The sequence below is a fragment of the Stutzerimonas stutzeri genome (genome assembly GCF_002890915.1).
GTDB classification, from domain to species: Bacteria; Pseudomonadota; Gammaproteobacteria; order Pseudomonadales; family Pseudomonadaceae; genus Stutzerimonas; species Stutzerimonas stutzeri_AF.
In genome coordinates this window covers 726,907-739,027 of sequence record NZ_POUT01000001.1, presented here as the reverse complement: position 1 = coordinate 739,027, position 12,121 = coordinate 726,907, and the positions used below count along the sequence as shown (strand labels likewise).

The window sequence follows — 12,121 nt, the reverse complement described above, 5'->3', positions numbered from 1 at the left end:
CGCTTGCCGTCGAGAATTGGGCAGGCCTGCGGCCTGCATCGCCGCGAGGTCGCGCCTCCCACAGGTTCGGTGTGCACATACCGCTTTTGTGGGAGGCCCGCCCTCGGGGCGATGCTTTTAAGCTTCTGGCTACTTGGGCCAATCGGCCTTTCAGCCTTCCACCTTCGGCGTCGCCCGCCCCGGCCGCGGCGCGGAGGCGAACAGCCGCTTGAGCTTCATCGCCGGCGCCTCGATCAGGTGCCAGGACAGCGCGGCGAGGGTCAGCGTCGGCACGAAGGCGATCAGCGTCAGGCCGAGCACGCCGACCTGCGGGCCGAACAGGTAGACGGTGAGCTGCTGGAAGGGGAAAGCGTAGATGTACAGGCCGTAGGAGAAATCACCGTACTTGCCGAAGCGCGATGCCCAGGGCAGCGGCGCATAGGCCAGATAGAGCACCAGGTACGGCAGCGCGACGAAGTACACCAGCGGGCCGATGTCGGTGCGGAAGGTCGCCACCAGCGCGGCGAACAGCAGCGCCGCGATCCAGCCGCGCCAGGGGATGGCGTCGCGGTAGAGGAACAGCGCCGAGCCGCTGTAGTAGAGCAGGCCGAGCTTGCAGATGTTCTTGATGAAATAGGACTCGATGCCGAGCTTGCCGAGCAGCCAGAAGTGCCCGAGCGCCAGCACGGCGATGGGCAGGAAGATCAGCCGGCGCCTGAGAAAGCCGGTCAGCCCCAGGATCATCACGCCGATGTACATCAGCACTTCCAGCGGCAGCGTCCACAGCGAGCCGTTGACCACGTCGGGGTAGACGTTGCCGGTGAATACGCCGGGCAGCTCGTAACGCGTCACCAGCAGGATGTTCTGCAGGTAGGTCCAGGTGCCGTCGGCCGCCAGGTAGCGTGCGAGATCGAATTGCGTGACCAGCGGCCCGATGACGAATGCCGAGAGCAGCACCGCGACGATCAGCGCCGGGAAGATGCGCAGTGCGCGCTTGAGCAGGAAGCTCTTCGGGCTGCTGCTGGCCAGCCAGGACGAGGCGATCAGGTAGCCGCTCATGACGAAGAAGATGCCGACGGCGATCGAGCCACCCTTCTCGTAGCCGGTGAGCACGGTCAGCGGCTCGTCCTCGCGGCGCCCGACCAGCGGGTAGCTGTGGGCGAACAGCACCAGCGCGGCAGCGAAGAAGCGCAGGAAGTCGAAATTATTCTCCCGCGTATGGAAGGAACCGGTGGTGTGCATGGGCTCTGCTCCTGACATATGACGGCAGCGGGTTGGAAAGTCTGGAGTGCACGCCCGACGGCGTCGCATTGCCGGTACTGCCGGGCCGGGCGCCCTGACGGCGTGCGGCCTTCCCTGTTTCGATTTTCGGCGGGCTCCGTGGTGGGAATCGCCAGGCGGCTAGGTGCCCGGCTCGACCCGATCAGACCTTTTTGTCCGAGGCAGCGCGCAAATGTTCCCCGGCCAGGCGACGGATGGTCGTCCGTACCGTCGATCGGGATGTCTGGCGTCGATGTTGCAAGCCGATTACTGTATATATAAACAGTATTCGATGAGCCTGAGATGACCCACCTTCGCTCGACGCCCCGCGGCCGCGGCACCGCGATCAACCCCGACAACCGCTTCGCGCCGACGCGCAGCGAAGCCTACGACGACGGCTGGCAGCAGGACGTGCCGCCGACCCGCGCCACCGAGGTGCGCCGCGAGACGGCGAAGACGGTGATCACCCGCAACCAGTCGCCGGACGTCGGCTTCGATCGTTCGGTCAATCCCTATCGCGGCTGCGAGCACGGCTGGGTGTGTTCTGCGATAGGTTCCATCTTGAATTGAGTGATTTTCAACCAGTTTTATAAGGCTGAATAAAATAAGGGAAAGGGGGGTAGGCTTATGCGTGTGTGTGCGTATGCGTGTGTAGATAGTAATATATATATAGATAGTGTTTTTAAAGCTCTTAATTCCAGCCTTGCCTTTTGCTTTTCCTTTCAGTCAAAGCTCGGGCAAAGCTGGTCTTCCTGACTTAATAAACTAAATCAGTTGGAGCCTTACCTGAACTTTAATAGCTCGGGGTTTAGATATGTGATACTCATTCTAAACTTTGAACACTATGTCGGCTATATCAACACCTTAACTGCACCTTGTTCAACATATATCACTATATGGCTGGTAGGTCGTAAGCATTTGCAGTATCCCCGTTTTACCTGCTGATGTTATTTCAAAGCAGGGTGCTTACTTGGCTCTATGCAACGAAACAATCGCTTGAATTTCCTACATTGCAAGAGAGTTAAACACTGAAATTTATTATTAGGATATGGATATTTCGGCAGGTTTTATATTTGACAAGTTGTTAGAATATGATATAACTTAAATATGTTGAATCTGCCGACATCAGTATTCAACCCGAAGCCTTAATGTTAATCGCATTAGGGCTTCACCTTTTTATATACTACTATAATTATAACTAAAGTCAAATCAACTACCGGGTTTAATTATTCTTCGTTTTACATCATTAAAGAAAAGCCCAACCTTCTGGGTTGTACTTAAAGATGTATCGACAACAGTATCAATAGATTCTCTTTTAAATCGTTCTTGCTGACCCATTAAAAATTCGTCGCGTTCTTTTGGGCTCATCTCTTTTAATAGTGCGTAATTTGCCTTATTGAACTCTTTTAAACTGGATTCAATTTTTCTACGGTCGTGAATGTTAAACGAAAGCAAGTTTAATTTTAGGTCGTAATCTTCAACCTTTTGTCTCTTGATTTCATTCTCTTGAATCTGCTTAAGCAACGATTTATTAGATTGATTAAGTTTGTCGTTCTGTTCTATTTGAAAACTAAGTTCTTTTTGTTCTGATGCGATTCTACTTCTAAGAACATCAAGTTCTTTATTCTCTTTCTTAATTAATGATTTGAGCCTATTCTGCTCATCATGTAATGATTTATTTGATTCAACCAAGTCATCTTTAATTTTGGATTGCTTAACAATCTCTTTATTGGTATTGGCTAGGATTCCATTATTTATATTTATATCCGCCTCAAGTTTCTTGAACTGGTCGTTGCGTTCATTCATTCGCTTAATAACTGAGTTGAATTGTTTCTTCTTTAACTCTAATTCTTCGGCTTTACGCTTGTTTTCAATTTCAAGTTTCTTCTTTTCTGCCTCAGCCTTACTAATCTCATCAAGTGTATGATTAAGTAAATTATAACTTCTGGATACCTTGGCTTTATTCTGTTCTTTCTTTATGTTCGCTATCTTTTGCTTATGCTCAATAGTCTTTTCGCTAACTGCTGCTTCTATTAAATAGCCATATTCTTTTAGTTTCTTGTTAACGAATTGATAAACAAGTTCTTGATATGCTTCTCCAATCTTTTGTGCAGACTGGAAAGAATCATTCTTTAATTCTGGTCTGTTTGTGTTTTTTAGATGCTGATTAACAACTTGCAATTGAGCATTGACTAAATCATATTGGCCAGTCTTGCTATTCTTTCCACTGATAAAAATATGAGGATGCACGCCATTTTTCATATCGTCTTTACTTAATACTTCATCACCGTGAAAGACACACGCCTTTATTTCATAGTCTGGCAAATACTGACGATGAAACGAATGTATGATTTTAAGGTAGTCCTCTGGTTTAACTTCACTTATATTATTGCGTGAAGGAAACTTAAAGAACGATTCTTGGATAACTGTCTTCTTCTTATGTGCTAAATCATCAGCAGAATTGACTATCTTGTTATGTAGTTCAATGTAATTGGTTAGTGCTGATTTCTTATCGTTAACACGCTTTAAACTCATTTCATCAAGTGTATTTACGATAGATAAATCAATCGCTCCACTCTCATCAAGAACCGACTGAATAAGTCTTTTTAACTCATCTGGTTCATTATCCTTTTTAACCAGTGTCTTTAATTTACTGACATATTTGGAGCGGTCATTTTTAAACTTAGTTATGTCTTGATGTGCATTTACATCAGCAGAAACAGAACTAACTATATCATTTACGATGGCCTTCCTTTCATCAATAGATAAACTATCAAGGGCAATTATTTTGCCTTGATAAACTATTCTATTGTGTTTAGACAACTGTTCATTGAATTCAAGTTCTCCTTTCTTAACAGTTCTTAAACTGTGAGAAAGTGAACTTCTTAATTGAGCAAGGCCAGCGGTTTTATTTACTCTGGTCTGCTGACCTGAGTAGTTCATACGTTTCCAAATCATAGTAGTATTTTTTACATTCATAAGTCCTCTTGTTAATTGTTAGTTCTGCTTTTGCTTCTGTCCTTCCGACAAGGAACCAGTTAACTTCCCTCAAGCGTAGCGTCTTTGCGTAGCAAAGTGTGGGGAGTTAAACAACTGGTTGATAAAACTTAAAGTTTTAGTTAATTACAAGTTAACATATATTATAATGTTTTCAAGAGGGCATAAAAAAGCCGACTGAATTAGCCGGCTAATTATTCGACCAAATGTATAGCAAACTATTCCAAATCTGGTAAATCAATATCGCTTGGAATGTCTGTTGGAACTCTTTGACCTTCGGCTAAATATCTAACTGTGCCGTCTTTAAATTCAAGTACAAGCATATCGCTCAACCAATCTATCGCTATGCCTTTAAAAATTGATTTCAATGTTAGGTTGTACGCAACTCTTTTTTCAATGGCTTCTTCTGACCTGTCATAGATAATGGATTCAATATCTATGTGTTCAACTTCAAGCAGAGCATTATAGGATTGGGTTGCTTGGTTATACTTCTCTTCTAATAACTTTGAAGATTCATGTAAAGCACTGAAATCATTTTCAAGTTCTTGTAATACTTCATATAAGGTATTGGGAATTGATTGGTTATCAATAACCATTTTCTTTAATCTGGATTTAAAATCATCAATGCTGGATTGAAGTTTATTCTTCTTGTTCTCAACCGCTAGCATCTCATTCTTTATGTTTGAGTAGTCCTTATTTTCTTCAATCAATGATTGAATGTTCAGTCTGTATGTGAACTGAAAGAACAAAGAAAATAATTTTTTCCCTCTAATTGACTGTTGACCTGGAACTACACATTTATGGCCCATTGAATTGGTACATATGAAATAGTCCCTTTCTCCCTTGTTCATATACCGGATAGTACCACCGCACCAACGGCAGTAAATTAAGCCCCTAAATATGTTGTATTGTTGCTTATTATAGTTTCCGGTGAATGGCTTCCTGTCGTTTATTATCTCTTGAACCTTAAAGAATAGAGTTGGTTCTATAACTACTGGATAATAATTTGGAATCGCTTTGCCTTCATCTTTAAGCCTTCTTTTACCACCATCTTCCCAATGCAATTTCTTAGGTTGATGCTCACCTATTAACTTTCTATTTCCCAATAGATATTGCACTTGATGAGGTGCCAACTTATCAACATATAATTGATTGTATTGTTTGGTTGCTTCTAATAGGCCATATTTAAGCGATAACTTGAATAGTTGTTCTATCCTATTAACCTTATCTAAATCTACGAGAAAAACACCATCCTCGACACTTAACCAACTTGGAGCTTTTTTAGTTACGATTTCACCGTCTCGCATTTTATTGCGATTGATATTCCAAGCCTTGCTAATCAAATCACTTTTTCTTTCGCTTTCTTTATTTGCTCGTTCAAACTCTACAAGTGCCGTAATCCAATCTCCGAAATCAAGATTATCAGCATCATAAATCTTGTTTTTATCAAGTATCACGACTTTGATGCCAGCAAACAAAAGATCAGTAAAGATCTTATTGCTTCGAACTATCTTATCCCGTGAAAGTCGATCAAAGTTCTCAATCAACAAATAAGAACCTTTCTCAATTTCCCCCTTCCTGACTTGTTCAAGGAAGCCACCAAGCACCCCATCTTTTGATGCGTTTAAACCACGATATGCGGACGTTGCTGGGTCTTCTAATGCCCTATCTACCGTCAGACCGTATTTGGACACGAAGGCGTCTATAAGGGCGTTTTGACGCTCTCTGGTGCTTCCATCTTCTTGCCGTGTAGATGAAAAGCGAACGTATGGAAAGCACTTTTTGGTCATTTTTTGAGCAGATCAAGGCTATGGAACCTTTAACATAGCACGTCTGCATCTACTGCTTCGCGCGGCCCAGCCATGCCTACTGGGACCTTTCGCCCGGCATCGATTTCGAGACCCGGCTGATCGCCAAGACCAACCTCGCCGAACGCCTGGAGGCCGAGTTGAGCAGGCCCGGCTACGTGCCGCAGCCGATCGCCCTGGGCATCAACACCGATGCTTACCAGCCGCTGGAGCGCGAGCAACGGCTGACCCGCCAGGCGCTGGAGATCCTCCTGCGCTTCCGCCATCCGGTGCACCTGATCACCAAGGGCTCGCTGGTGCTGCGCGACCTCGACCTGCTGGTGCCGCTGGCCGAGCAGCGGCTGGTCAGCGTCGCGGTCAGCCTGACCACGCTGGACGACGAGCTCAAGCGCATCATGGAGCCGCGCACGGCCTCGCCAACGGCGCGGCTGCGGGTGCTGCGCACGCTGCACGAGGCCGGCGTACCGGTCAGCGTGATGTGCGCGCCGATGATCCCGATGATCAACGACATGGAGCTGGAGCGCCTGCTCGAGGCCGCGCGCGAAGCCGGCGCGCGCTCGGCCGGCTACGTGCTGCTGCGCCTGCCCCACGAGATCGCCACGCTGTTCGAGGCCTGGCTCGAGGAACATTTCCCGCAGCGCGCCGCCCACGTCATGAGCCTGATCCGCCAGTCACGTGGCGGCAAGGTCTACGACAGCCGCTTCGGCAGCCGCATGCGCGGCGAGGGCCAGTTCGCCCAGTTACTGGCGCAGCGCTTCCAGCTGGCCTGCAAGCGCCTGGGCTACAACCGCCGCGAGCAGAACCAGGGGCTGGACTGCAGCCTTTTCGCTCCGCCGGGGCAGCAGTTGAATCTGCTCTGAAGGCGCGTTTTACCTTCGGCTTCGAGAACCGCGTGGAAAACGCTTCGCGGTTTTCCACCCTACGTCTGTAGCTTGCCGAGCGAGGCGCAACGAACGGCCCCCCCGGAATGGCAACCCTGTAGGAGCCCGGGGGACGCCGAGTCCTTGCGGGCGATCCGGTGCGGCTATCGCCCGCAAGCGGGCTCCTACAAAAGCGTGACCTCGGGGCGATGCTTTCAAACTTCCGACCGGCATGCAGCGCCCAGGCGCGAAGGAACTATCGCCCACGCGAAAGGCACCAATCGCTGTATTCCCGCGAGCCGGCCGGCATGGCTTCTCGCGTTTCCCGCGGAGGCAATGTGGACTGGATCGACCTGCTGCAATGGCCAGCCATGGTGGTCACGGTGATCGCCGCCTGGCTGATCGGCTCGTTGCGCCCGGGGCGGCGCTTCGTCGGCTTCTGCTGTTTCCTGTTGAGCAACCTGCTCTGGGTGATCTGGGGCTGGTATGCCGGGGCCTGGGCGCTGATCGCCCTGCAGGTTTGCCTGGCGCTGATGAACCTGCGCGGCGTGAAGAAGAACGATGCAGCGCCCGGTCCAGACGCACCCGGCCGCTGAATTGCCAGTGCGTGATCGCTGTCTATACTCCGAATCGTAGGCGTACCTGATTGAAGTTCCGACTGCGCGTGCAGGCGAAGGCGCGGCGACCGAGGCATTCGGTGGCCACGCCGGACAGAATCGGACCGATCGAGAACGTAGCGGGCACAGCGGGGAAAGAGTCCCCGGCCAGCCGATTCTCGGCGGTTTCGATGGCAGTCGGCGGGATAACAAGAATCATAAGGGGAACCCGCAATGTCTCGACATCCACGTATCTGGATGGGGCTTGGGCTATTGGCATTATTCGGCCAGGCCCAGGCGGCCTGGGACGTGAACATGCGCTCCGGCGCAACCGACGTCAGCCGATCGGTGTTCGATCTGCACATGACGATCTTCTGGATCTGCGTGGTCATCGGCGTGCTGGTATTCGGCGTGATGATCTGGTCCATGGTCGCGCACCACCGTTCCAAGCGCCGGCACTCGGCGAATTTCCACGAAAACACCAAGGTCGAGGTGCTCTGGACCGTCATTCCGCTGCTGATCCTGATCGGCATGGCGGTGCCGGCGACCCGCACGCTGATCCACATCTACGATTCCAGCGAGTCCGACGTCGACGTGCAGATCACCGGCTACCAGTGGAAGTGGCACTACAAGTACCTGGGCGAGGACGTCGAGTTCTTCAGCAACCTCACCACGCCACGCGAGCAGATCAACAACCAGGCGCCCAAGGGCGAGCACTACCTGCTGGAGGTCGACCAGCCGCTGGTGATTCCGGCCGGCGCCAAGGTGCGCTTCCTGATCACCGCGGCGGACGTGATCCACTCCTGGTGGGTGCCGGAACTGGCGGTGAAGAAGGATGCCATCCCCGGCTTCATCAACGAATCCTGGACCCGTGTCGAAGAGCCCGGCCTCTACCGCGGCCAGTGCACCGAGTTGTGCGGCAAGGACCACGGCTTCATGCCGGTGGTGGTGGAGGTGAAGTCTGCGGAGGACTACACCGCCTGGCTCGGCGAGAAGAAGGCCGAGGCGGCCAAGCTCGCCGAGCTGACCAGCAAGGAATGGACCCGCGAGGAACTCGCCGAGCGCGGCGAGAAGATCTACCAGACCACCTGTGCCTCCTGCCACCAGGCCGGCGGCGAGGGTATCCCGCCGATGTTCCCGGCGCTCAAGGGTTCGCCCATCGCCACCGGCGACGCCGAAGCGCACATCAATATCGTCGTCAACGGCAAGCCGGGCACCGCCATGGCGGCCTTCGGCAAGCAGCTGTCGGAGGTCGACCTGGCCGCGGTGATCACCTACGAACGCAACGCCTGGAGCAACAAGACCGGCGACATGGTCACGCCGAAAGACGTGCTCGACTTCAAACAGGCCGAAGAAGCCAGTCAATAAGAGGAGTGGCGGCGATGAGTGCAGTGATCGACGATCATGGTCATGCCGGGCATGACCTCCACCACGGCCCGGCCAAGGGGCTGTCCCGCTGGCTGCTGACCACCAACCACAAGGACATCGGCTCGATGTACCTGTGGTTCAGCTTCTGCGCCTTCCTGCTCGGCGGCTCGATGGCGATGGTGATCCGCGCCGAGCTGTTCCAGCCGGGGCTGCAGATCGTGCAGCCGGAATTCTTCAACCAGATGACCACCATGCACGGCCTGATCATGGTCTTCGGCGCGGTGATGCCGGCCTTCGTCGGCCTGGCCAACTGGATGATCCCGCTGATGATCGGCGCGCCGGACATGGCCCTGCCGCGGATGAACAACTTCAGCTTCTGGCTGCTGCCGGCCGCCTTCACCCTGCTGGTCTCGACGCTGTTCATGGAGGGCGGCGGGCCGAACTTCGGCTGGACCTTCTATGCGCCGCTGTCGACCACCTACGCGCCGGAGTCGGTGACCTTCTTCATCTTCGCCATCCACCTGATGGGCATCAGCTCGATCATGGGCGCGATCAACGTCATCGCCACGGTGCTCAACCTGCGCGCGCCGGGTATGACACTGATGAAGATGCCGCTATTCGTCTGGACCTGGCTGATCACCGCGTTCCTGCTGATCGCGGTGATGCCGGTGCTGGCCGGGGTGGTGACCATGATGCTGATGGACATCCACTTCGGCACCAGCTTCTTCAGCGCCGCCGGCGGCGGCGACCCGGTGCTGTTCCAGCACGTGTTCTGGTTCTTCGGCCACCCCGAGGTGTACATCATGATCCTGCCGGCGTTCGGCGCGGTCAGCTCGATCATCCCGGCCTTCAGCCGCAAGCCGCTGTTCGGCTACACCTCGATGGTCTATGCCACCGGCGCGATCGCCTTCCTCTCGTTCATCGTCTGGTCGCACCACATGTTCACCGTCGGCATCCCGGTGACCGGCGAGCTGTTCTTCATGTACGCCACCATGCTGATCGCCGTGCCGACCGGGGTGAAGGTGTTCAACTGGGTGTCGACCATGTGGCGCGGCTCGCTGAGCTTCGAGGCGCCGATGCTGTTCGCCGTGGCCTTCGTCATCCTCTTCACCATCGGCGGCTTCTCCGGACTGATGCTGGCCATCGCCCCGGCGGACTTCCAGTACCACGACACCTATTTCGTGGTGGCGCATTTCCACTACGTGCTGGTGCCGGGGGCGATCTTCGGCATCTTCGCCTCGGCCTACTACTGGCTGCCGAAGTGGACCGGGCACATGTACGACGAGACCCTGGCCAGGCTGCATTTCTGGATGAGCTTCGTCGGCATGAACCTGGCGTTCTTCCCCATGCACTTCGTCGGCCTGGCCGGCATGCCGCGGCGCATCCCCGACTACAACATGATGTTCGCCAACTTCAACATGGTCTCCAGCGTCGGCGCCTTCATGTTCGGCGCCACCCAGCTGCTGTTCCTGTTCATCGTCATCAAGTGCATCCGCGGCGGCCCGGCCGCACCGGCCAAGCCCTGGGACGGCGCCGAGGGGCTGGAGTGGAGCGTGCCGTCGCCGGCGCCCTACCACACCTTCCAGACGCCGCCGGACATGCACCAGCTGCATGAACACCGGATGGGCCCGAAGCATGGCTAGACGGAGTCGGATTCAACGCCGAATCGGCGGGTTGCAACCCGCCCTACGGTCGCCGAGGCCGTTCCCATGAGCGCTGAAATGTCCACCGCCCGCCTGGTCCGCCGCCTGCTGTTCGTGGTGGTGGCGATGTTCGCCTTCGGCTTCGCCCTGGTGCCGATCTACGACGTCATGTGCCAGGCCTTCGGCATCAACGGCAAGACCGCCGGCGCCTATGAGGGCACGCAGAGTGCCGACGCCGCGCGCGAGGTGCGCGTGCAGTTCCTCGCTACCAACGCCGCCGGCATGGTCTGGGAATTCGGCCCGCTGGCCGACCAGCTCAGCGTGCATCCCGGCGCCAGCACGGAAATCCGCTTCGTCGCCTACAACCCGACCGACAAGCCGATGACCGCCCAGGCGATCCCGAGCGTCTCGCCATCCAAGGCGGCGGCCTATTTCCACAAGACCGAATGCTTCTGCTTCACCCAGCAGGTGCTGCAACCGGGCGAACGCATCGAGATGCCGGTGCGCTTCATTGTCGACCGCGACCTGCCCGCCGACGTGCGCCATCTGACCCTCGCCTACACGCTGTTCGACATCACGTCCCGCCAGCCACCGGTCGCCGCCCTGGCGCCGGGCGCGGCCAAGGAGAGTCTGCAATGAGCACCCAGACCCACGAGCAGTACTACGTCCCGGCCCAGAGCAAGTGGCCGATCATCGCCACCGTCGCCCTGCTGGTCACCGTCTTCGGCCTCGGCACCTGGTTCAACGACCTCAAGGCCGACCGCGCCGAATCCAGCGGGCCGCTGATCTTCTTCGTCGGCGCCCTGCTGATCGCCTACATGATGTTCGGCTGGTTCGGCGCGGTGGTGAAGGAGAGCCGCGCGGGGCTCTACAGCGCGCAGATGGACCGCTCGTTCCGCTGGGGCATGAGCTGGTTCATCTTCTCCGAGGTGATGTTCTTCGCCGCCTTCTTCGGCGCGCTGTTCTACATCCGCTACTGGACCGGCCCCTGGCTCGGCGGTGAAGGCGACAAGGGCATCAGCAACATGCTCTGGCCGGGCTTCGAGTACAGCTGGCCGCTGCTGAACACGCCCGATCCCAAGCTCTACCCGGCGCCGGAGGGCACCATCAGCGCCTGGGGCCTGCCGCTGCTCAATACCGTGCTGCTGGTCAGTTCCAGCTTCACCCTGACCTGGGCCCACCATGCGCTGCGCAAGAACAACCGCCAGCAGCTCAAACTGGGCCTGGCGCTGACCGTGCTGCTCGGCGTGGCCTTCCTCGCCTTCCAGATCGAGGAATACGTGCACGCCTATACCGAACTCGGGTTGACGCTGGGCTCGGGCATCTACGGCGCGACCTTCTTCATGCTCACCGGCTTTCACGGCGCCCACGTGACCATGGGCGCGATCATCCTCACGGTGATGCTGGTGCGCATCCTGCGCGGGCATTTCAGCCCGGAACATCACTTCGGCTTCGAGGCGGCCGCCTGGTACTGGCACTTCGTCGATGCGGTGTGGATCGCGCTGTTCATCTTCGTCTACGTGCTCTGAAACCTTTTACAGGAGCGGGCGGGAACGCCGAGTTCATGCCCGCCACCCTCCAGGCCTGCTTGGAGACGAGTCGCATCGAAA

8 protein-coding genes and 2 pseudogenes are annotated in these 12,121 nt (G+C 54.6%); 7 read left to right on the top strand and 3 right to left on the bottom strand.

Annotation, left to right across the window (positions count from 1 at the left end; genetic code table 11):
* Positions 1-150 precede the first annotated feature (150 nt).
* Positions 151-1,221 (bottom strand): acyltransferase family protein, encoded by a 1,071-nt coding sequence (locus CXK94_RS03520; protein WP_102893287.1) that lies wholly within the window; start codon positions 1,219-1,221, stop codon positions 151-153.
* Between the two features lie 321 nt (positions 1,222-1,542).
* Between CXK94_RS03520 and CXK94_RS03515 the strand changes: the two are divergent.
* A pseudogene (locus CXK94_RS03515) lies at positions 1,543-1,779 on the top strand (radical SAM protein); the annotation flags it as partial.
* A 669-nt stretch (positions 1,780-2,448) separates the two neighbouring features.
* Here the strand turns inward: CXK94_RS03515 and CXK94_RS22205 are convergent.
* Both CXK94_RS22205 and CXK94_RS03510 read right to left on the bottom strand, forming a co-directional pair.
* Positions 2,449-4,218 (bottom strand): coiled-coil domain-containing protein, encoded by a 1,770-nt coding sequence (locus tag CXK94_RS22205; RefSeq protein WP_146032296.1) that lies wholly within the window; start codon positions 4,216-4,218, stop codon positions 2,449-2,451.
* Positions 4,219-4,454: 236 nt separating this feature from the next.
* A complete protein-coding gene (locus CXK94_RS03510) occupies positions 4,455-6,026 on the bottom strand; it encodes a recombinase family protein (RefSeq protein ID WP_102893285.1) in 1,572 nt (523 codons plus the stop codon).
* A 38-nt stretch (positions 6,027-6,064) separates the two neighbouring features.
* Here CXK94_RS03510 and CXK94_RS03505 point away from each other — a divergent pair.
* From CXK94_RS03505 to CXK94_RS03480, 6 genes and pseudogenes are all read left to right on the top strand, one after another.
* A pseudogene (locus CXK94_RS03505) lies at positions 6,065-6,904 on the top strand (PA0069 family radical SAM protein); the annotation flags it as partial.
* A gap of 308 nt (positions 6,905-7,212) precedes the next feature.
* Positions 7,213-7,500 (top strand): hypothetical protein, encoded by a 288-nt coding sequence (locus CXK94_RS03500; RefSeq protein WP_272888704.1) that lies wholly within the window; start codon positions 7,213-7,215, stop codon positions 7,498-7,500.
* 234 nt (positions 7,501-7,734) lie between these two features.
* A complete protein-coding gene (coxB, locus tag CXK94_RS03495; RefSeq protein WP_102893283.1) occupies positions 7,735-8,868 on the top strand; it encodes a cytochrome c oxidase subunit II in 1,134 nt (377 codons plus the stop codon).
* A 14-nt stretch (positions 8,869-8,882) separates the two neighbouring features.
* The gene (gene ctaD / locus CXK94_RS03490; protein ID WP_102893282.1) at positions 8,883-10,511 is read left to right on the top strand and encodes a cytochrome c oxidase subunit I; all 1,629 of its coding nucleotides are present in this window, start codon (positions 8,883-8,885) and stop codon (positions 10,509-10,511) included.
* Positions 10,512-10,577: 66 nt separating this feature from the next.
* On the top strand, positions 10,578-11,150 hold the full coding sequence (locus tag CXK94_RS03485) for a cytochrome c oxidase assembly protein (RefSeq protein ID WP_102893281.1): 573 nt from the start codon (positions 10,578-10,580) through the stop codon (positions 11,148-11,150).
* A complete protein-coding gene (locus CXK94_RS03480) occupies positions 11,147-12,040 on the top strand; it encodes a cytochrome c oxidase subunit 3 (RefSeq protein ID WP_037038193.1) in 894 nt (297 codons plus the stop codon). The genes CXK94_RS03485 and CXK94_RS03480 overlap by 4 nt, the downstream gene beginning before the upstream one ends.
* Positions 12,041-12,121: the final 81 nt, after the last annotated feature.

What these genes read in the sequence shown, in the direction of transcription:
- CXK94_RS03520 (WP_102893287.1), bottom strand. Translation starts at nt 1,221, where the DNA reads ATGCACACCACCGGTTCCTTCCATACGCGGGAGAATAATTTCGACTTC.
- CXK94_RS22205 (WP_146032296.1), bottom strand. Translation starts at nt 4,218, where the DNA reads ATGAATGTAAAAAATACTACTATGATTTGGAAACGTATGAACTACTCA.
- CXK94_RS03510 (WP_102893285.1), bottom strand. Translation starts at nt 6,026, where the DNA reads ATGACCAAAAAGTGCTTTCCATACGTTCGCTTTTCATCTACACGGCAA.
- CXK94_RS03500 (WP_272888704.1), top strand. Translation starts at nt 7,213, where the DNA reads ATGGCTTCTCGCGTTTCCCGCGGAGGCAATGTGGACTGGATCGACCTG.
- coxB (WP_102893283.1), top strand. Translation starts at nt 7,735, where the DNA reads ATGTCTCGACATCCACGTATCTGGATGGGGCTTGGGCTATTGGCATTA.
- ctaD (WP_102893282.1), top strand. Translation starts at nt 8,883, where the DNA reads ATGAGTGCAGTGATCGACGATCATGGTCATGCCGGGCATGACCTCCAC.
- CXK94_RS03485 (WP_102893281.1), top strand. Translation starts at nt 10,578, where the DNA reads ATGAGCGCTGAAATGTCCACCGCCCGCCTGGTCCGCCGCCTGCTGTTC.
- CXK94_RS03480 (WP_037038193.1), top strand. Translation starts at nt 11,147, where the DNA reads ATGAGCACCCAGACCCACGAGCAGTACTACGTCCCGGCCCAGAGCAAG.